Raw genomic sequence first — 20,999 nt, 5'->3', positions numbered from 1 at the left:
GTTTCGAGTATGGCATCTGGCTAAAGCACCCTATAGCCCCAACCACAGGAGCCTAGAACGCGCCGCCTAGGAAACGCCTCAAAAAGGTCTCGATTTTTTTATCCTTGCCCAATTATTGTCACAAATGTGCTAAAGATTTCGAAATTTGTGCAGACCGAGCTTATTATTTAGTCAATTCATGACGCGACTATTTCAATTCGATGGGAAATTGTGTGTTGCGCTGCAGCATTTTTTTGGTATCGTGCGGTCAACCATTCGTTCACCGCATGGAGTTTCCGTATGAGGGATATTGCCAAGTCGGCCACGGCGGGCTTTTCGCAGGCTGACACCGACTTTCCGCCGCCGATCGGCGGCCTCATCAAGCGGAGTTTCGACATCGCCGGGTCGCTGGCCGGGCTGATCGCGCTCAGCCCGCTGTTCATCATGATAGCGCTGCTCGTCAAATTCTCCGATGGCGGATCGATTTTCTACGGGCACCGGCGAATCGGGCGTGGCGGACGGCTGTTCTCCTGCCTCAAATTCCGCACCATGGTTCCGGACGGGGACAAGGTGCTAGCCGCCTATCTTGCGACCAATCCAGACGCCAATGCGGAATGGATAGCGACCCGCAAGCTGAAGAACGACCCGCGTGTTACCCGCGTCGGTGCGGTCCTGCGGAAGCTCAGCCTCGATGAATTGCCGCAGATCATCAACATCCTCCAGGGCGACATGAGCCTGGTGGGACCTCGCCCGGTGGTCCGCGACGAACTGGAAATCTACGGCTCCGCGGCGGTCTACTATCTGAAGTCGCGGCCCGGCCTGACCGGCCTGTGGCAGGTCAGCGGCCGCAACGACGTCTCCTATGACAGCCGTGTCGCGTTCGACCGCCACTATGTCGAGAACTGGTCGTTGTTCGAGGACGTTCGCATCATCATCCGGACCGTGCCGGCCGTCTGGATGTCCCGCGGCTCTTACTGATCGGCGGCTTGTGTAAGCAGACATCCGGCGGCAAGCTCATCGGGCGATGGGGCTAAAACGGATCGGAACGTTCAGTTGAAGATAGACATGTTCGAAGCCTTTGGCAGCGGCCCGTTTTCCGGCCGCTCGCGGCTCGTGGCCACGTGCCTTGCGATGTCGCTCGCTTTTCCCCAGTTCGCCTCGGCAGACGATTACCGTCTGGGCTCCCAGGACAAGCTCACCATCCGCATCGCCGAATGGCAGACCGTCGAAAGCACCTTCCGCGACTGGTCGTCGGTCAACGGCCAATACACGGTCGGCCCGGCCGGCACGCTGTCGGTGCCCTTCGTCGGCGAATTGCCGGCGGCCGGCAAGACGACGGCGGAGGTCGCCACGGCGATCGGCGAGGCGTTGCAGCACAAGCTTGCTTTGTCGGACAAGCCCGAAGCCTCGGTCGAAATGGCGCAGTTCCGGCCGTTCTATATTTCGGGCGAAGTGCAGAATCCCGGCCAGTTTCCCTTTGTGCCCGATCTGACGGTGCTGAAAGCGATCAGCGTCGCAGGCGGCATCAGGCGCAACACCGACTACGGCCCCCAGCTCGGCAAGGACCTGGTGACCGCCAAGGGCAATTTCGATATCTCCGACGATCAACGCGTCCGGCTGATCGTCAGACGCGCCCGTATCGATGCCGATCTGGCCGGCAAGGCGAGTTTTGAAGCGCCGCAAGAGGTCGAGGGCGATCCACGGCTGCCGGCCATCATCGCCGACGAGATGACGATCCTGACCGCCGACCAGAAGGCACTGAAGCTGAAGCTCGAGGCGCTCGACGATCTCAAGGGTGTGCTGCAGGCCGAAATCGAATCGCTGCAGAAGAAGATCGTCAACCAGCAGAAGCAGGTCGACCTGGCACAACAGCAGCTCGCCAGCATCGGTCCGCTGGCGCAGAAGGGCCTGGTCGCCAATGCGCGGCTGCTGGATTCGCAGCAGTCCGTCACCGACCTGCAGGGCAAGATCCTGGACTATGAGACGGCCATCCTCACCGCCAAGCAGGCGATCAGCAAGGCGACGCAGGACGCCATCGATGCCCAGAACACGTTGAGCTCGAGCCTCGCCGCCGACCGGCAGCAGACCGAAGCCGACCTGAACGAGGCCGCGCTGAAGGCGAATATGCAGAAAGGCCTGATCGCCCAGGCCAGCGATCCCGCGACGACGGCCGCCATCACCAACGACCAGCAGCCTACCTTGCTCTATTCGCTGGTTCGCAATGTCGATGGCAAGACCAGCGAAATCGCAGCCAAGGAAGACACGCTGGTGCTGCCTGGCGATGTCATCAAGATCAAGCTGGCGCCGCTCGCCAGCCAGTAGGGCGCGGAAATCCTAGCGCGACCTGGCGCTTTCGATCCAGAACGCAAGACTTCAAACTCCGCCAGGCCTGCCCGGCGGAGTTTTTGCTGGTGGGATTGCAAGCCGCGAAACCCAGAGCTGTCGACCCGGTTCCGGATGGAAACCCGGTCTACACATTTCCTGGAATTGCTTTAGCGGACGGCCGGCATTTACTCGGCCGCCGCCGTACGGTGAGGCCAGGCCGCCTCTGTGCCCTTCGCATCCGCCGGCTCGAAAGACGGGGACCATCGCGTGCGGGTGACCGGCAGCCGCGCCAGCTTGAAGAAGCTGAAATACATCAGGAAGGAACCCATGATGTAGGGGTTGAGGATCTCGACCTCGACGAAGGAGCGGATGAGCAGCAGCACCATCACGCCGATGAGAACCACCGACTCGGCCTGCCATGTCTTGAAGACCACCGCCGCGATATGGCCGAAGAGCGTGCGCAGCATGATCAGCGATATCAGCACCGCCCCGGTGAAGCCGAGTTCGACAAGGGCTTCGACATAGGTGTTGTGGAAATGGAAGCCGGTGCGGGTGCTGATGTAGAATTCGTTCCACAGCCGCTCGGCCTCGGCGAAGCCCTGCACCCAATAGGCGGCGTAGCCGACGCCGAGAATCGGCGACCGCATCGCGGCGTTCCAGCCCTGCTCCCACAGATAGGTCCGCCCGGTGAGCGTCGAATCCTTGCCGAAGATGCCAAGCACGAAGTCCATGAGCCCCAGATTGAGGGCGACGATGGCCACAACGACGATCATGCCGGCGCCGACCAGGAAGATCACCCGGCGATAGCGCCGCGACAAAAGCTTGCTCATCGCAAGCAGCGCCACCAGCGCCAGAACCGCCGGTATCGAGGCCATCGAGGTGGCGGAATGCGAAACGACCAGAACATAGGCCGATAACAGCACGACGGGCACGGTCAGCATGAAGCTCAGCCGACCACGCCGCAGAAATGCTAGGAACACTACGGAGAAATAGATGCCGAGCGAGCCGACGAAGCCGATCTGGTTCTTCGAGGCAAAGGCGCCGACGAAATTATAGGTGCCGTCAAGCACATCCTCGGAATAGGCGCCGACCTTCAGCGAATAGAGCAGGACGAAGAATATGCCGACCAGGGCGCCTATCGTCAGGGTACGCACGCTGATGGCGCGCGCCGCGACATAGGCGCAGGCGATATGGGAACAGTACTGGATCGCCGTCCTGGCGGTGATGCCGGGGGCCTGCGACCAGAACACGGAGAAGCAGACATAGGCCGCGAACAGCAGCGGCAGCCAGGCACTGGACAATTGCCTGAGGAAGCGCCGGTAGTCGACCAGGATGAGCGGAAGCCAGACGAGATAATAAGCCAGGATCAGCACCTGGCCGAAAATGACCGAATAGGAGAACGCCCAGATCGAGACGGCAACGGCAAAGCTGCCATAGACCGAATTCTTCTCGGGATCGACGAGCAGGGATTTGGGAATTTTCATCTAAAGGGTCCCGTCGACACGACCCGGAACCGGCAGGCCGCAAACCAGCCGGCATATCCACAAACAGGGGCGTACAAGAAACGGCGTCTCCATTGTGCAGTGCAATATAACCTATCGCACCCCATGCTCAATGGCAAATCCGGTCACCTTGTCTTACAGCCGGGCGATCGCCGAGAGATCGCCTGGCCCATCGGACGACCATCGGCAAGCCGGACAGCAATCGGACAAGCAGCGTCGGCCGTACCGAAGACGACACCAAACGGTGTGCCGACGGGATCGGATGTCCGAAAATTCCCTCTTGCGAAACAGCGCCGTCCCGGCTTAGTCTCGGCTTCGCACGAAAAATGAAATTTAATTCCATTTGTTCGGGCAGATCCGCAAAGCGATGCCGGTGCCCAGAAAATACCTGCCGCAACGACTGAGAAAATATTTGATATATCATCTACCAGAATGGAACTAGCGTAAATGGTCCAGCAGACAGCGATCCAGCCATCGGCGCCCTGGTCGCGGCTCGAGGTCGGGGAGTCCGACTGGGCCAGCGCCGAGGTACCGAGCCTGGTGCGCTGGTACCACCAGATGCTGCTGATCCGCCGGTTCGAGGAAAAGGTGCTCGACCTGGCCAATGCCGGGTTGGTGCATGGGCCAGCGCATGCCAGCATCGGGCAGGAGGCCACGGCGGTTGGCGCGATGTCCATGCTGCGCACCGGCGATCGCATCAACGGCACCCACCGCGCCCACCATCAGGTGCTGGCAAAGCTGGTCAACGCGCGGACGCCGCCGCAATTCGATCCGCTACGCGACGATTTCAATCCGGACATGCAAGGCTCGGTGCGCGGCCTGATGGCCGAGATCATGGGCCTCAATGCGGGCTATTGCGGCGGGCGCGGCGGCTCGATGCACATGCGTGATGACGCCTCCGGCATTCCCGGCACCAGTGCCATCATCGGCGGCAACCTGCCGCATGCGGCCGGCTATGCGCTGGCCGACAAACTGCTCGGCACCGGCAACATCTCGGTCGCCTTTTTCGGCGACGGCACGATGATGGCGGGCCCGGCCTATGAGGCGATGAACATAGCCGCACTCTACAGGCTGCCGGTCATCTTCTTCGCCGAAAACAATCTTTATGCCGTCTCCACCCATGTCAACGAGCAGACGCGCGAGTCGCGACTCGCCTCACGCGGTCCGATGCTGGGTTTTCGCGGCATCGAATGCGACGGCATGGATGTGTTGGCGGTGCACCACGCCATGCGCGAGGCGCGGCGCACGATCGAGGAGGAAGGCGGCCCGGTGCTGGTCGAGGCGCTCTGCTACCGCTTCCTGCATCAGAGCGGCGCAAGGCCGGGCAGCGAGTTCGGCTATCGCACGCGCGCCGAGGAGGATGCCTGGAAGGCACGCGACCCGCTTGTCACCATGGCGGCGCGCCTGAAGACGATGGGCGTGCTCAATGGGTCCGATCTCGCGACCCTCGAGCAGCGCGTCATGGAGGTGGTCAACACCGCGGCGGACACACTGACCGAAACCAGCGGCAATGCGTTGCGCATTCCCGATCATTTGTGGCCAAGCGCCGAAGAGGTCGACAACCAGATCCGCGGCGATTTGTCGGAACTGAAGGATGAGCATTTCCTGGAAATCGAGGATCTGCCGCCGGCCGAGACCAGGCCAGTCAAGTTCATGGCAGCCGCATCGGAAGTCATCGCACGCGCCATGGAACAGGATCCGCGCATCATCATCATGGGCGAGGACGTGCACCGGCTGCGCGGCGGCGTGTCTGGCGCCACCAAGGGCGCGCTGGAGCGCTGGCCCGAACGCGTGCTGGCCATGCCGATCGCGGAGAACGGTTTTGTCGGCGTGGCGCTTGGCGCGGCACTCTGCGGCCTTCGTCCGATCGTCGAGATCATGTTTGGCGACTTCTGCCTGGTCGCGGCCGATCAGTTGTTCAATGCGGTGAGCAAAGTGCGCCACATGTTCGGCGGCGGCTTTCCGGTACCGATCGTGGTGCGAGTGCGGGTGTCGCCGCACACCGGCTACGGCTCGCAGCATTCGGGCGATCCGTCCGGCCTGTTCGCGCTCTATCCAGGCTGGCGCATCGTCGCGCCGACGACGCCCTTCGACTATGTCGGCCTGATGAATTCGGCGTTGAGATGCGACGATCCGGTCGTCGTCATCGAACATGTCGAACTGTTTGCGAGCGAAGGTCCCTTACCAACCGACGACCGCGACTATTGCGTGCGATTGGGCAAGGGCAAGATCGTCAGGCCGGGCAGTGCCTGCACCTTGCTCACCAGCGCCAGCATGGTTTCGCTGGCCAGGCAGGTGGCCGAGGAAAGCGGCGTCGATGCCGAGATCATCGACCTGCGCAGCCTCGACCCGACCGGGCTCGACTGGCCGCTGGTGGAAGCTTCTATCCGCAAGACAAACCGGGTCGCCATCGTCGAACAGGTGCAGCGCGGGCTGTCGCTCGGCGGGCGATTGACGCAGGAGATTCAGGACCGCGTGTTCGACTATCTCGACCACGAGATCCTGCATGTGACGGGAAGCCTCTCGGCTCCTGTCGTATCGGCCCCGCTGAACCGGGCCGCATTGGGCGGCGCCGACAAGCTCAAGGCCGCGCTTCGATCCCTCACTGGCGTGGGCGGGTAGAGCGAACGCATTGCCACATCGATTCGACAAGAAAATGGGAGAATGAACATGACGATGCTACCGAGACACAAGACCAGGGCAACCATGCTGGCGGCCGTGCTTCTGGCCACCAGTGCCTTCTGGGCACCCGCGACCTTCGCGCAGAGCGAGAAGCCTCTGGTCATCGCGCGCAACTTCGACCTCAACTCGCTCGATCCGCACCGCGCCTTTTGCGACACCTGCCAGATCTACAATTCGAGCGTCTATGAATCGCTGCTGACGCTGGACAAGGACAACAAGCTGATCCCGCTGCTGGCTTCCAAGTGGGAAGGCAATGCCGACCAGACCAGCTTCACCTTCACGCTCGATCCGGCCGCCAAATTCGCCGACGGCTCGCCGGTCGAGGCCAAGGACGTGAAATGGTCATGGGAGCGGCTGAAGAACCTCAAGGGCAGCGCCTCGTTCCTGATGGACAATGTCGCCTCGATCGAGACGCCTGACGCGCATACGGTCGTGGTCAAGATGGTGGCGCCGAGTTCGGAATTCCTCAATATCGCCGCCGCGCCCTACACGGCCGTCGTCAACAGCAAGATCGCTTCCGAAGCCGGCGCCAAGGCCGGCGCGGACGCTTCGACCACCGACAATGCCGAAGCCTGGTTCCTGGCCCATTCGGCCGGCAGCGCGCCGTTCGTGCTGAAATCCTACGAGCCCAATTCGGAAGTGCGCCTGGTGCGCAACGACAAATACTGGCGCAAGGCACCGGCGCTGAGCGAAGTCGTCATCCGCCAGACCAAGGACGCCGTGGCGCAGGCGCAGATGCTGCAGAGCGGCACCGCCGACATCGCCATGCAAATCGATCCCGACACAGCCAAGACGATGACGGGCAGCGACGTCAAGATCGAGACGGTGCCCTCCTACAACTTCATCTACGTGGCATTGTCGCCGGGCGCCAAGGCCAACAAGGTGCCACTGACGCCCGAGGTGCGCGAGGCGATCTCGCTGGCGCTGGACCGCCCCAGCATCCTCGACTTCACCATCGGCTCCGAGGGCCAACTGATCAGCGCGCCGATCCCGCTCGGTTTCCCCGGCGGCTCGGGCTTTGAGGCGCAGCCCTATGACCTCGCCAAGGCAAAGGACCTTTTGGCCAAGGCCGGCCACGCCGACGGCTTCGAGATGGAAGCGGCCTTCCCGGGCATGAACGTGTACGGCGTCGACCTGTCGCTGTTGATGCAAAAGGTCCAGCAGGATCTGGCCAAGGTCAACATCAAGCTCGACCTGCAGCCTATCCCCTTCGCCAACTGGCGCGAGCGCATCAATGGCGACGGCATCCCGATGACGGCCGTGTTCTACGCGCCGGACTATTACGGCACCTCGCAGTACATCGAGTATTTCGCCATGACCAAGGGCAGCCCGTGGGCACGCCGCGCCGGCGCGGAGCGCGAGCCGTCGGTGCTCAACCCGAAGGAGTCCGAACTCTACAAGGCGGCACTCGCGGCGAGCGGCGACGAGGCCGCCAAGCTCTGGCACCAGGCCGGCGAGGAGATGATCAAGGACAGGGTGATCCTGCCGCTGGTCAGTCCGAACCTGATCCTGGCCTACAAGTCCGACGTCAAGGGCGTGCGCTACAGCGCCTGCTGCAACCTGCCGCTGGCCGAACTCAGCCACTGAACGACGAGATGGCGGGGAGGCCATACGCCTCCCCTTTTCTCCACCCTGGAATGCCGGAAATCGTGGGCTTCCAGCATTCAGCTTTATTATATGATATATCAACGAGCGGAGATCTCCCGATGCCTTCCCTGATCAACTCCAAGGACCAGATGCTGCGCGAGCGTGCCGCCTCGGTCATTCCGGGCGGCATGTGGGGGCACATGGCCACGCGCTATCTCGGCTCCGCGTATCCGCAGTTTTTCGAGCGCGCCGACGGCTGCCGGGTCTGGGACGTCGACGGACGCGAATACATCGACCTGATGTGCAGCTGGGGGCCGAACATTCTCGGCCACCACCATCAGGCAGTCGAGGAAGCGGCCGCACGGCAGCGCAGCCTCGGTGACGCGATGAACGGCCCCGGTGAAGTGCTGGTTGAACTCGCCGAACTGCTGGTCAAGACCGTCGCCCATGCTGACTGGGCGATGCTGCAGAAGAACGGCACGGACGCCACCACGGCCTGCGTAACCATCGCGCGCGCCGGCACCGGACGACGCAAGGTGCTGGTCGCGCGTGGCTCCTATCATGGTGCGGTGCCATGGTGCACGCCCTCGCTCGCCGGCGTCACCGCAGAGGACCGCGCCCATCTCATCCATTTCGACTACAATGACGTTGCCAGCCTGGAATCAGCCGTCGAGCAGGCCGGCAACGACCTTGCCGCCGTCGTCGTCACCGCGTTCCGGCATGACATCGCCCGAGACCAGGAGCTGCCGACGGCCGATTTCGCCAAACGGGCACGGGAACTCACCACTACGGCCGACGCGGCGCTGATCGTCGACGATGTCCGGGCAGGCTTCCGCATCGATCTCGGCGGTAGCTGGGAACCGCTCGGCGTGCGGCCGGATCTGTCGGCCTTCTCGAAGGCGATCGCCAATGGCTATCCGCTTGCCGCCATCACCGGCACCGACCGTTTCCGCGAAGCCGCGACAAAGGTCTATGTAACGGGCTCGTTCTGGTATGGCGCCGTCGCCATGGCGGCGGCCATCGCCACGATCAACACGCTTCGCGACACGGGCGCGGTAACCCGCATGACGCAGGCCGGCGACAGGCTGCGTTCAGGCCTCGACGTGGCAGCGAAAAAGCACGGCTTGCTGCTTCGCCAGACCGGCCCCTCCTCGATGCCGATGGTGCTCTTCGATGGCGATGCCGAATTCAAACTGGCCAACGCCTTCTGCTCGGCGGCCTTGCGTGAGGGCGCTTATTTCCACCCCCGGCACAACATGTTCCTCAGCGCCGCGCATACCGACAGGGATATCGACCTCGTGCTGCAGGCCGCCGACGCCGGCATGGCCGCCGCCGCGAACGCGGCGTGAGCGGCCACGTGCCGCGCGTGCGTGGAAAAGGCTCAGCCGGCCGCCGAAACCAGGCGGCCGTTCTGGGCCGCCGCGCGCAGCTCTTCGGGCGTCACCGAGCCGTCATTCAGCCGTTCCAGCACCTTGACCAGCAGGCGGCCGCCTTCGAGCATGTCCTGCTGGATACCTTTGCGCACGCCGTTCTCGTCGCGGGCGCGCAACGCATCCAAGATGTCGAGATGGCGGTGGCGGCCGTCATAGGTCGGCCTGGCATGCGGGTATTGATAGTTGACCAGCGGCCCGTTGCGCAGCCAGATGCCCTCTATGATGGCGAGCAGTTCCGGCATGCCGGCCGCCTGGTAGATCGAATGGTGGAATTCCCAATTGTCGCGGACGGCCTCGAACCAGCGGCCATTGTCCTCGTTGGCAATCAGCTTCTCATGCACCACCGTCAGACGGTCGATTTCGCGCGGCTCGATACGCGTGGTGGCCGCGGCACCGGCCATGCCTTCGAGGTGCAGGCGGATGCTGCGCAGCTCCAGATACTGGGCGAGCGACAACTGGGCGACGTTGATCGAGCGGCCGGCCTCCATCTCAAGGCCCTTCTCGCGCACCAGCTGCATCAGCGCCTCGCGCACCGGCGTCTCGGACACCTGAAGGCTGGCGGCGAGGTCGCGGATCTTGAAGCGATGGCCCGGCCAGAAACGGCCTTCCATCATGGCGCGACGAAGCTCTTCGTAAACGCGGGTCGTCAGATTGTCGCGCGCGATCGGCGCGATGGAAGCAGTCACATCCAGTCTCCGTCCTTGCCGGGGCGCAGGCATCACCCGCGTCGAGCGGGCTGTGTATATGATATCACGTGCGGCCTGACCACCGACATCAGACAGGCCAACGACATCAGAGAGGCCGTCGACATCAATGAGGCAAGGAAACGAGCCGCATGACCGCGTCGAAGCCCTCCCTTCTGTTCGGCGCCATCGCCGACGACCTGACCGGCGGCACGGAACTCGCCTCCATGCTGGTGGCGCGCGGCGTTGCGACCGGATGCACGGTCGGGCTGGAAGCACCGATCCTGCCCGGCAAGACAGCGCATGTGATCCTGCTCAAGACCCGCGTCATCGCCGCCGCCGACGCCGTGCGCCAGGTGATCGAGGCCGCCGACCGCCTGGTCGAAGCGGGCGCGCGGCAGATCTTCTTCAAATATTGCGCAACCTTCGATTCGACGCCCGCCGGCAATATCGGTCCGTGCGCGGAGGCGCTGCTGGAGCGGCTCGGCGGCAGCGTGACCCTTTTCACGCCGGCGCTGTGCGAAACCGGCCGCACGGTCTATCAGGGCCATATGTTCGGCGGCGCGCAATTGCTGGCCGAATCGCCCAAGCGCTTCGATCCGCTGACGCCGATGACCGATTCCAATCTGGTGCGTGTCCTGCAGGTGCAAAGCAGGGGCAAGGCCGGGCTGGTGCCTTACCTCACCGTCGATGCCGGCCCGGAAGCGATCCGGGCTGCCATGCGGGAGAAAAGCGCGCGCGGCGAGACGCTGCTGGTCACCGACACGATCCGCGAGCGCGACCTGGCGGCAATCGCGCAAGCGGCCTTCGATCTGCCGCTGATGACCGGCAATTCCTCGGTCGCGGCGCATCTGCCGCCGGCCTGGCTGGCGCACGGATTGCTCGACAGGAAAGACCTCGTCCCAGCCGGTCTGCCAGCCGTGGACGGTCCGGCGGCAGTGCTTGCCGGCAGCGTTGCCGACCGCACCATCGAACAACTCGACCGCTTCGCGCAGGGCAATCCCGTGCTGACGATCGACCTTGCCAGCGCCTTCGCCGGCGCCGATGTCGTGGCGCAGGCACGGACCTTTGCCGAACGGCATCTGCCCAATGCGATGATCGCGATCGCCACGACCGCACCGCAGGCAAGTGTCGAGGCGCTGCAGCGGGCGCATGGCCGCGAGGCGGTGGCCGCGAAAGCAGAAGAGATCCTGGCGGATATCGCACGAATTCTGGCGCGCGACCTCGGCGTGAGGCGGCTGGTCGTCGCCGGCGGCGAGACCGCCGGCTCGGTGGTCAAGGCGCTCGGCATCGACCGCATCGCCATGGGCGCCTATGAATGTCCCGGTCTGTCGCGCGCCATCGCCGACCTCCCCGGTTTGCCCGGGGATCCGCTGGCGCTGATGCTGAAATCGGGAAAGCTCGGCGGTCCCGACATTTTCGCTGACGTTCTGCAAGACATGACACGGTCGAGCGCCATCGCGCCGGCCATCGGCACATGGCCGCCAGTCAAGGCCACCACAGGGAAAGCATCGTGATGGACATCAAGACCGCGCGCGCGGCGCTGATAGCGGCGACCGAGACGCTGGACGCCAGCGGCATGAATGTCGGCACGACAGGCAATATCAGCGTGCGCACGGCGGACGGCATGCTGATCACGCCGACAGGAATCGCCACGAGCGCGCTCCGGCCCGAGCAGATGGTGCCGATGCGGCTCGACGGGTCCTGGGACGCCCCATTCAGACCATCGAGCGAGTGGGAGATGCACGCCGAAATCTACAAGGCTTTCCCCGATGCGGGCGCCGTGGTGCATGCACATCCCGACCATTGCGTGGCGCTGTCCTGCCTGCGCGAAGGGCTGCCGCTGTTCCACTACATGGTGGCGGGCTTCGGCGGTGACGATGTGCGCTGTTCGGATTACGCGCTGTTCGCGTCAAGCGAGCTGGCCAAGGCGGCTGTCGTCGCGCTCAAGGACCGCAATGCCTGCCTGCTCGCCAATCACGGCATGATCGCTTTCGGCGGCGACCTCGGCGCGGCGCTCATCCGCACCATCAAGCTCGAAACCCTGGCACGGCAATATCTGCTGGCGCGCAGTGCCGGCACGCCGGTGCTGATCAAAGGCAGCGAGCTTGCCGCCATTCGCGGCCGCTACAAGACCTACGGCCAGCAGAAGTAAGCCGGCCCCCGGACACGCTTCGCCTCATTCCACTTGCAGGTGTGAGACGAACTTCGCGTTGAGATAGCTCTCCAGCGCATCGGCGCCCCCCTCGGTGCCATTGCCGGAATCGTTGATACCGCCGAACGGCACTTCCGGTAGCGCCAGGCCATAGTGATTGATCGAGACCATGCCGCTGGCGATGCCCGACGACATTTTCGCGGCACTTGCCGATGACCGCGTGAAGCCATAGGCGGCGAGACCGTAGTTCAGCCGGTTGGCTTCGGCGAGCGCCTCGTCCAGTCCGCTCACCGGTGTCATCAGCGCCAGCGGCCCGAACGGTTCCTCATTCATGGCGCGGGCATCGGTGCCGACACCAGACAGGATTGTCGGTTCGAAGAAATAGCCCGAATTGCCGATGCGCTTGCCGCCGGTGACGAGCTCGGCGCCTTTCTGCACGGCGTCATGGACCAGTTCCTCCATCGCCTGCACGCGGCGCGGATTGGCGAGCGGCCCCATGGTCGTCCCTTCGGCCAGGCCATCACCGACCTTGATCTTGCCGGTCGCCTCGGCAAAGCGGCCGACGAATTCGTCATAGACGGTATGGTCGACGAGGAAGCGCGTCGGCGCCACGCAGATCTGGCCGGCATTGCGGAATTTCGCCGCCACCATGGAACGGGCCGCGCGGTCGAGATCGGCGTCGGGCAGGACGATGACCGGCGCGTGACCGCCAAGCTCCATCGTCGCTCGCTTCATGTGCAGACCGGCAAGCGATGCCAGCTGCTTGCCGACAGGGGTGGAGCCGGTGAAGGAGATCTTGCGGATCACCGGATTGGGAATGAGATAGGCCGAGATTTCGGCCGGCGTGCCATAGACGAGTTGGACGGCCCCATCGGGCAGGCCGGCATCGACGAAGGCGCGCACCAGTTCGGCGGGGGAAGCCGGCGTTTCCTCCGGACCCTTGACGATGATCGAGCAGCCGGCGGCAAGTGCGGCGGAAAGTTTGCGCACCGCCTGGTTGAGCGGGAAATTCCACGGCGTGAAGGCCGCCACCGGGCCGACAGGCTCCTTGACCAACGTCTGGCTGACACCCTCGAGCCGCGCGGGCACGATGCGGCCATAGGCGCGGCGTGCTTCCTCGGCGAACCAGTCGATGATGTCGGCGGCGGCGAAAGCTTCCATGCGCGATTCCGCGATCGGTTTCCCCTGCTCCAGCGTCATCAGCGTGGCGACGTGCTCGTTGCGCCCACGCAGGATGTCGGCGGCCTTGCGCATCACTTTGGAGCGATCGAAAGGCGAGACGCGCCGCCAGGTCTCGAACCCTTTGGCGGCGGCGGCGAGCACTTCGTCAAGATCGTCGATGCCGGCATGGGCGAGCGAACCGAGCTGGCTTTCCGTCGCCGGATTGACGATGGGCATGGTGCGGCCATCGCGCGCCGGCCGCCATGAGCCGTCAATGTGGAGATGGACGTCGGGGTACATGGCAGGCTCCGTTAAGGTCAGGCGGAAACGGACTCGGCGGCAGGCGTGTAAACGCCGATGGCGCCAGCGCCGATCAGTTGCTCGATGGTTTGAGCGCTGTAGCCGAGGACATCGGTCAACACGGCCGCCGTGTCCTGGCCGAGCATCGGCGGCGCGGTGAAATCGGCGGTCAGCTGCGCGGCCAGCCCCTGCGCCGGGCGCACCATCGCGACGGAACCCAAATGCGGATGCGGCAAGGTGTGGACGAGACCGCGCTCGCGGACGTTGGGGCTGTCGAAGACTTCCGGGATCGACTTCACGGTTCCAGCCGGCACGCTCGCCGCGGCACAGGCCGTCATCCAGTAATCTCGCGTTTGGGTCACGAAGGCTTCAGCCAGTTCAGGGATCAGCGCTTCGCGGTTGGTGGCGCGCGCCCCTGCCCTGATAAAACGCGGGTCCTTCGCCAGATGCGGCAGGCCGACCACCTTCTCGCAGAGCGCGGCGAATTGACGATCATTGCCCACGGCGAGCGCGAAGCCGCCGTCGGCAGCCTCGAATATCTGATAGGGCACCACCGTCGGATGCGCGTTGCCGTAGCGGGCGACCTCGCGGCCGGTGTTGAGATAGCCGCTGCCGACATTGATGAGCAGCGAGAGCGCGCAATCGATCAGCGCCAGGTCGAGGAACTGGCCCTTGCCTGTCGTGGCGCGTTCGAAAAGCGCGGCCAGGATCGACTGGGCGGCGACCATGCCGCAGACCACGTCGGTGATGGCGACGCCGACACGCATCGGCTCGCCGTCGCTCTCGCCGGTGATGGCCATCAGGCCGCTTTCGGCCTGCATGACAAAATCGTACCCGGGACGGTTGGCATCGGGCCCGGTCTGACCATAGCCGGAGATCGAGCAGTAGATCAGGCGCGGATTTGAGGCGCTGAGTTCCTTGAAGCCAACGCCGAGGCGGTCGGCGGTGCCGGCGCGGAAATTCTCGACGACTATATCGGCCTTGACCGCCAGCTCGCGCACGATCGCCAGGCCTTGCGGGCTCTTGATGTCGAGCGCGATGCTCTGCTTGCCGCGATTGGCGGAGAGGTAGTAGGTCGAGACGCCCTTGTAGCTCGGAACCGACCAGGCGCGGGTGTCGTCGCCGCCATCGATGTTCTCGATCTTCCACACCTCGGCGCCGAGATCGGCAAGGCTCATCGTCGCCCACGGGCCAGCGAGCACGCGCGAGAGGTCGAGCACCTTGATGTCTTCCAGCGGCAGGCGCTTGCGGCTTGCCGTGCCGACGTCGTTGGGCTGGTCTTCAGTCACGATCGAGATTCCTTCACGGGGTAATTGTGGCGACGGCCCTCGCAGGCTCGTCAGGCAGCCTTGAAGGCGTTGACGGGTTCCGGAAAGTGGCAGGCGACCCGGTGCTTTTCGCCGGATGGCCCAAGTGGCGGCTCCACCGAGGCGCAGATCGCCTGCGCCTTGAAGCAGCGTGTGCGGAAGCGGCAGCCCGACGGCGGGTTGAGCGGGCTCGGCACGTCGCCAGTGAGCACGATGCGTTCGCGCTTGCGTTCCTTTTCGGGATCGGCGAGCGGCACCGCCGACAAGAGCGCCTGTGTATAAGGATGCAGCGACCTGGAATAAAGCTCGGCGGCCGGCGCGATCTCGACGATCTTGCCGAGATACATCACCGCGACATGGTGCGAGATATGTCGCACGACCGACAGGTCATGGGCGATGAACAGATAGGAGGTGCCGAAGGATTGCTGGATATCCTTGAGCAGGTTGAGCACGCCGGCCTGTACCGACACGTCGAGCGCCGAGACCGGCTCGTCGAGGATTACCACTTGCGGGTTGAGCGCGAGCGCGCGGGCAATGACGACACGCTGGCGCTGGCCGCCGGAGAGTTCGTGCGGGTAGCGCTTGCCGTGCTCCGGATTGAGCCGGACCAGTTCGAGCAGCTCGGCGACGCGGGCGCGGCGGTCCGCCTTGGACATGTCGCTCATGCGCAGCGGCTCGGCGATGTTGTCGGCGATGCGCATGCGCGGATGCAGCGACCCATATGGATCCTGGAAGACGAGCTGGATGTAACGCCGCATCCGGCGCATGTCCTCGTGGTTCAGCGCCAGAAGGTTCTGGCCGCGAAACCAGCTTTCGCCGCTGGTCGGCTCGATCAGCCGCATCAGGCAGCGTCCGAGGGTCGACTTGCCGCAACCGGATTCGCCAACAAGGCCGAGCGTCTCGCCGGGAGCCAGGTCGAAGGAGACATCGGCGACCGCCCGCACATGCGCGACCGCGCGGTCGAAGACAAGCCCGCCGCGAACCGGAAAATCCTTGACGAGATGGCGGACCGACAGCGCGGGCGCCCGGGCCAATTGTGCTTCGGTCTTGTGTTCGGCCGCTGCGCTCATGGGGTCAGGCTTCCCGTCTCCAGGCTTGCCGCCGCCAGCGAGGCGCCATGGAAGGGCGGCAAGGTCGTGGCGAAATGGCAGGCCGAGAACCGGCCGCCCAGGTCGAGCAATGGCGGGTCCTGCTCCCGGCAGCGTGCCTCGGCATGGATGCAGCGCGGATGGAAGGCGCAGCCGCCGGGCAAGCTGCCAAGGGCCGGCGGCGCGCCATCGATCGAGAACAGCCGCTCACGGCTTTCCTCCAAATTGGGGATCGAGGCGATGAGGCCGCGCGTATAGGGATGGCGGGGATCGGCGAAGAGTTCGGAGACCGTTGCCTGCTCGACGACACGGCCGGAATAGACGACCGCGACACGGTCTGCATGGCCGGCGACGACGCCGAGGTCATGGGTGATCAGCACCAGGCCGAGACCGAGCCGCTCCTGCAATGAACGCAGCACGGCCAGGATCTGCGCCTGCACGGTGACGTCGAGCGCGGTGGTCGGCTCGTCCGCGATCAGGAGGTCGGGATCGTTTGCGACGGCCATGGCGATCACCGCGCGCTGGCGCATGCCGCCGGAGAATTCGTGTGGATACTGGCTGGCCCGGCGTTCCGGCTGCGGGATCGACACCAGGTTGAGCAGGTCGACCGCGCGCGCCATGGCCTGCTTGCGGGTCACGCGCTGATGCAGCCTGACAGCTTCGGCAATCTGGGCGCCGACGGTCATCACAGGATTCAGCGACGACAGCGGATCCTGAAAAATCATGGCGATGCGCGCGCCCCTGATCTTGCGCATTTCGCGCGCCGGTTTGCCGACCAGTTCGTCGCCCTTGAAGCGGACGGAACCGGTGACGACCGCGTTCTTCGACGTCAGGCCAAGGGCAGCGAGCATGCCGACCGATTTGCCCGAGCCGGACTCGCCGACAATGCCGAGGACCTCGCCCTTGGCGACGTCGAGATCGATGCCGCGCACGGCCTCGAACTGGCTGCCGGCCTTGCGGAACCCGACCCGCAATCCGCGTATGGACAGCAGCGGTTCGCCTGGCATTTCGGCCGCGCCGGAGCGCACGGAGGATAGCTGTGCGCTCATCGCCTAGTCCGACCTTGGATCGAGAATGTCGCGCAGACCGTCGCCTATGAAATTGAAGCCGAGCACGATGGTGAGGATGGCGACGCCGGGGCCGAAAGCGATCCACCATTGATAGAAATGCACGGCGCCGTCGGAGATCATCGAGCCCCATTCGGGCGTCGGTGGCGTCGCGCCAAGGCCGATGAAGCTGAGCGATGCGGCGAGCAGCACGACCTGGCCGAGATCCATGGTGGCGCTGATCAGCACCGGGGTCCAGCAGAGCGGCAGAATATGCTTGAACAGGACGCGGCTCGGCCTGGCACCGGCGGCGATCGCCGCCTCGACATGTTCGCGCTCCTTCACCTCCAGCACCTGCGCCCGCATCAGCCGGGCATAGACCGGCCACCAGACCAGCACCATGGCGATGGCCGCATTGCCAAGGCCCGGCCCCAGCGAGGCGGCGACGGCCATGGCCAAAAGCATCGGCGGGAAGGACAGGGTGACGTCGACGAGACGCATGATCGCCGCGCCGGTCAGGCCGCCGACGAAACCGGAAATCGCGCCTAGCAGCGAGCCGATGACGACGGCCGAGACAACGACCAGGACCGCGATCGGCAGCGAATGCGCCGCACCGTGAAGAGTGCGGGCGAGCACATCTCGGCCCAGCGCGTCGGTACCCAGCCAATGCGCCCAACTCGGCGGCTGCAGGCGGCGCGCCACCATTTCGAGCGGATCGAACTGCACGACCAGATTGGCGAACACGGTCATGAACAGCCAGAACAGGATGACGACCGTGCCGATGACCAAGGGCGCGGTCAGCCACTCGGGAATGGCGGCGGAACGGGATTTCGTGACGACTGCCGTCATGGCGCTAGCTCAGCCTGACGCGCGGGTTGGCCACGACGTAGAGGATGTCGGTGACGAGGTTGGTGACCAGGAAGGCGAGGCCGCCGACGATGGTGACGCCGATGATGGCCGGAAAATCGAGCGCGCGCGCCGCCTCGACGGCATAGGAACCCATGCCCGGCCAGGAAAAGATGGTCTCGGTCAGCACCGCGCCAGTAATCAGATAGGCGAAGGAATAGCCGATGACGGTCAGGGTCGGCACCATTGTGTTGCGCAGCGCGTGCACGATGACGACGCGGAATTCGCTCGCTCCCTTGGCGCGCGCGGTGAGCACGAATTCGCGGCTCATCACGTCCAGCATGTTGGCGCGCACCAGCCGCGATATGGTTCCCGACACCGTCCAGCCGAGCACGAAGGCCGGCAAAAGCAGATGCCACAGCGCATCCTTGAAGACAGTGAGGTTGCCGGCCAGTAACGAATCAATGGTGAGGAAACCGGTGATGCCGGGCGGCAGCGGCAGGCGGGCATCCAGCCTGCCCGGCCCCGGCAGCCAGTTCAACATGACCGAGAAGATGAAGAGCAGGCCGAGACCCGACCAGAACACCGGCAGCGACGAGCCGAACAAGGCGAACAGCCGCGCGCCGTGGTCGATCAGGCTGTTGCGGAAATAAGCGGCGAGCACGCCGAGCACAATGCCGAGCGTGGTGCCGAAGATCATGGCGGCGAAAACCAGTTCGAGCGTTGCCGGCAAGCGGTAGAGAATATCGGTGCCGACATTGCGCTTGGTGATGAAGGACGTACCGAGGTCGCCGCTCATCAAATTGCCAAGATATATCATATAGCGTTCCGGCAAGGACCGATCCAAACCCCAGCGCGCCTTGGCGGCGGCGACCACTTCGGGATTGTTCATCTGCTGTTCGGCGACGATCGCGGTCAGCGGATCGCCCTTGGTCACCGTGGTGATCAGGAAAGCGATGGTGACGATGCCGAGCACCAGGAACGGCATCGCGATAAGCCGGCGCAAAATATAGCGGGACACGTGGCTACCTTCACAAGGACGGGCTTCGTAAGATGGCACAAGGCGCTGGAAGATGCCATCGAGGGGACATATTGACAGGCTGCAAAAGCCGCTGTCAATATAAATGGAATTTAATTTCATTTTTGACTGTACCGCGCCGGAGGCACCGGCCTGACAGGTGGACACTCCGCCAGAAAGACCACCAGCGTGCGCAAGCGAGCGACCCGGGATGAGGCCGAACTTGACGGTGAAGGCGCGCAGCTTTCCTCGTCGCTGGTGCGCGGCCTCGGCATATTGCGCGCCTTCCGGCCGGGCGACACCTCGCTCGGAAACCAGGACATCATCGCGCGCACCGGTCTGCCGAAGGCCACGGTGTCGCGCATCTCTTATACGCTGAGCGCACTCGGCTATCTCCTCTACGACAAGGAGCTCGGCCGCTACAGCCTTGGGCCGGCGACCGTGGCGCTCGGCTATTCGGCGCTGAGCTCCAGTGCCGTCGTCCACATCGCGCGGCCGCTGATGCAGCCCCTGGCTGACCTGACCGGCGCGGCAGTGGCGATCGGCACGCGCGACAGCCTCAACATGGTCTACCTCGCCAATTGCCGGTCGGAGAGCCTGGTGACGCTGCGGCTCAATCCAGGCTCGTACCTGCCGATCTGGAAGACCTCTATGGGACTGGCCTACGCGGCAGGACTTTTGCCCGACGAGCGAGCCAGTCTCGTGCGGGCGCTGCAGGAGGCGGAGCCGGACAAGGCCGCGATGATAGCGATGGCGATCGAGGACGCCATCGCCCAGCATGCGCGGCTCGGCTACGTGACCTCGTTCGGGGCTTGGCACAGCTATATCCACGCGGTCGGCGTGCCGTTCCGTCCGCGTGACGGCTCGCCGCTGGTCGCCATCACCTGCGGCGGCATCGGCGAAATCATCACCGAGACCCGCGCGCATGCCGAAATCGGCCCGGCGCTGGTGGCGATGGTGGAAGCACTGCGCGACCAGCTCGAGGGAAGCACGCCGTAATCGGGCCGGTTGGCCCAGACGATCCGGCCGCATGCCGGCTTGAAGTCGGCCGGCGGTCACCTCACAGTCCCGATGACGGGCCATCACGCGTGCAGGCTTCAGCCAACATGGACGGGAGAACAACATGCCGATGAATTTCGCGGGACGCTTCGCCGGCCGGTCGGCGGTGATTACCGGCGGCGCCTCGGGCATCGGGCTCGCGGTCGCCCAGAGGATCGTCGACGAAGGCGGGCGCGTCAGCGTCTGGGATCGCGATCCCGCGCAAATCGAACAGGCGAAAGCCGTCATTCCCGCCCTGCATGGAGTGACGTTGGACGTGGCCGACGCGGCAAGCGTGGAGGCTGCCGCACAATCGACGATCGCAGCCCTTGGCGGCGTCGACATCCTTGTCACCAGCGCAGCCATCACCGGGCCGAACATGACGACCTGGGCCTATTCGGCCGAGGATTGGCGTGGGGTCATCGACATCAACATCAACGGCGTCTTCTACTGCAACAAGGCGCTGGTGCTGCACATGCTCGAGCGCAACTATGGCCGCATCGTCAACATCGCGTCGATCGCCGGCAAGGAAGGCAACCCCAACGCCTCCGCCTACAGCACCTCGAAGGCGGCGGTGATCGGCCTGACCAAGTCGCTCGGCAAGGAACTGGCCAAGACCAAGGTGACGGTCAATTGCGTGACGCCGGCGGCCGTGCGCACCGCCATCTTCAAGCAGATGAGCCAGGAGCACATCGACTTCATGCTGTCCAAGATACCGATGGCGCGCTTCGGCGAGGTCGAGGAAGTGGCGGCGCTGATCGCATGGATCGCCTCCGAGGAATGCTCGTTCACCACGGGTGCGGTGTTCGACGTGTCCGGCGGCCGCGCCACTTACTGACGGCAACTACA

17 protein-coding genes are annotated in these 20,999 nt (G+C 64.4%); 9 read left to right on the top strand and 8 right to left on the bottom strand.

The window, feature by feature from the left end; all coding sequences use genetic code 11:
• The first annotated feature begins 279 nt into the window (after window positions 1-279).
• Window positions 280-957 (top strand): sugar transferase, encoded by a 678-nt coding sequence (locus LB569_RS00345; protein ID WP_140709456.1) that lies wholly within the window; start codon window positions 280-282, stop codon window positions 955-957.
• An 87-nt stretch (window positions 958-1,044) separates the two neighbouring features.
• Window positions 1,045-2,301, top strand: coding sequence for a polysaccharide biosynthesis/export family protein (locus tag LB569_RS00340; RefSeq protein ID WP_181173827.1), 1,257 nt, complete (start codon window positions 1,045-1,047; stop codon window positions 2,299-2,301).
• Between the two features lie 188 nt (window positions 2,302-2,489).
• Here the strand turns inward: LB569_RS00340 and LB569_RS00335 are convergent, their stop codons facing one another.
• A complete protein-coding gene (locus tag LB569_RS00335) occupies window positions 2,490-3,788 on the bottom strand; it encodes an O-antigen ligase family protein (RefSeq protein WP_224690638.1) in 1,299 nt (432 codons plus the stop codon).
• Window positions 3,789-4,253: 465 nt separating this feature from the next.
• Between LB569_RS00335 and LB569_RS00330 the strand changes: the two genes are divergently transcribed.
• The 3 genes from LB569_RS00330 (at window position 4,254) to LB569_RS00320 (ending at window position 9,424) form a co-directional block, all read left to right on the top strand.
• A complete protein-coding gene (locus LB569_RS00330; protein ID WP_224690637.1) occupies window positions 4,254-6,428 on the top strand; it encodes a dehydrogenase E1 component subunit alpha/beta in 2,175 nt (724 codons plus the stop codon).
• A gap of 84 nt (window positions 6,429-6,512) precedes the next feature.
• The gene (locus LB569_RS00325; protein ID WP_224691106.1) at window positions 6,513-8,075 is read left to right on the top strand and encodes an ABC transporter substrate-binding protein; all 1,563 of its coding nucleotides are present in this window, start codon (window positions 6,513-6,515) and stop codon (window positions 8,073-8,075) included.
• 119 nt (window positions 8,076-8,194) lie between these two features.
• Window positions 8,195-9,424: an aminotransferase class III-fold pyridoxal phosphate-dependent enzyme gene (locus LB569_RS00320; RefSeq protein WP_224690636.1), complete on the top strand. Its 1,230-nt coding sequence runs from the start codon at window positions 8,195-8,197 to the stop codon at window positions 9,422-9,424.
• 32 nt (window positions 9,425-9,456) lie between these two features.
• Here LB569_RS00320 and LB569_RS00315 read toward each other — a convergent pair whose 3' ends face one another.
• Window positions 9,457-10,227, bottom strand: a complete 771-nt coding sequence (locus tag LB569_RS00315) for a GntR family transcriptional regulator (RefSeq protein ID WP_224690635.1) — start codon at window positions 10,225-10,227, stop codon at window positions 9,457-9,459.
• Between the two features lie 116 nt (window positions 10,228-10,343).
• Between LB569_RS00315 and otnK the strand changes: the two genes are divergently transcribed.
• Entirely contained in the window at window positions 10,344-11,708 is a 1,365-nt protein-coding gene (otnK, locus tag LB569_RS00310) for a 3-oxo-tetronate kinase (protein WP_224690634.1), read from the top strand.
• Complete coding sequence (locus LB569_RS00305) at window positions 11,708-12,346, top strand: class II aldolase/adducin family protein (protein WP_224690633.1); 639 nt, start codon at window positions 11,708-11,710, stop codon at window positions 12,344-12,346. Before otnK ends, LB569_RS00305 begins: the two co-directional genes overlap by 1 nt.
• Window positions 12,347-12,370: 24 nt before the next feature.
• On the opposite strand, the gene LB569_RS00300 is transcribed toward LB569_RS00305, so the two are convergent.
• Genes LB569_RS00300 through LB569_RS00275 form a run of 6 tightly spaced genes read right to left on the bottom strand, consistent with a single transcriptional unit; the run spans window position 12,371 to window position 19,115 of the window.
• Window positions 12,371-13,807, bottom strand: a complete 1,437-nt coding sequence (locus tag LB569_RS00300) for an NAD-dependent succinate-semialdehyde dehydrogenase (protein WP_224690632.1) — start codon at window positions 13,805-13,807, stop codon at window positions 12,371-12,373.
• Between the two features lie 17 nt (window positions 13,808-13,824).
• On the bottom strand, window positions 13,825-15,096 hold the full coding sequence (locus LB569_RS00295) for a CaiB/BaiF CoA transferase family protein (RefSeq protein WP_411970176.1): 1,272 nt from the start codon (window positions 15,094-15,096) through the stop codon (window positions 13,825-13,827).
• Between the two features lie 50 nt (window positions 15,097-15,146).
• Complete coding sequence (locus LB569_RS00290) at window positions 15,147-16,184, bottom strand: ABC transporter ATP-binding protein (protein WP_224690631.1); 1,038 nt, start codon at window positions 16,182-16,184, stop codon at window positions 15,147-15,149.
• Entirely contained in the window at window positions 16,181-17,251 is a 1,071-nt protein-coding gene (locus LB569_RS00285) for an ABC transporter ATP-binding protein (protein WP_140709433.1), read from the bottom strand. The genes LB569_RS00290 and LB569_RS00285 overlap by 4 nt, the downstream gene beginning before the upstream one ends.
• A gap of 3 nt (window positions 17,252-17,254) precedes the next feature.
• Entirely contained in the window at window positions 17,255-18,097 is an 843-nt protein-coding gene (locus tag LB569_RS00280; RefSeq protein ID WP_224690630.1) for an ABC transporter permease, read from the bottom strand.
• 4 nt (window positions 18,098-18,101) lie between these two features.
• Window positions 18,102-19,115 (bottom strand): ABC transporter permease, encoded by a 1,014-nt coding sequence (locus LB569_RS00275; RefSeq protein ID WP_140709429.1) that lies wholly within the window; start codon window positions 19,113-19,115, stop codon window positions 18,102-18,104.
• A 186-nt stretch (window positions 19,116-19,301) separates the two neighbouring features.
• Here LB569_RS00275 and LB569_RS00270 point away from each other — a divergent pair, with 186 nt between their 5' ends.
• Together LB569_RS00270 and LB569_RS00265 are read left to right on the top strand one after the other, a co-directional pair.
• Complete coding sequence (locus LB569_RS00270) at window positions 19,302-20,111, top strand: IclR family transcriptional regulator (RefSeq protein WP_224690629.1); 810 nt, start codon at window positions 19,302-19,304, stop codon at window positions 20,109-20,111.
• Between the two features lie 124 nt (window positions 20,112-20,235).
• Window positions 20,236-20,988 carry an SDR family NAD(P)-dependent oxidoreductase gene (locus LB569_RS00265; RefSeq protein WP_224690628.1) on the top strand — a complete coding sequence of 251 codons (753 nt, stop codon included), beginning with the start codon at window positions 20,236-20,238 and terminating at the stop codon, window positions 20,986-20,988.
• Window positions 20,989-20,999 lie beyond the last annotated feature (11 nt).

It is taken from the genome of Mesorhizobium sp. BH1-1-4 (assembly GCF_020165665.1).
Lineage (GTDB): Bacteria > Pseudomonadota > Alphaproteobacteria > Rhizobiales > Rhizobiaceae > Mesorhizobium.
The sequence above is the reverse complement of the archived record's forward strand: the minus strand, read 5'-3'. Positions and strand labels throughout refer to the sequence as shown.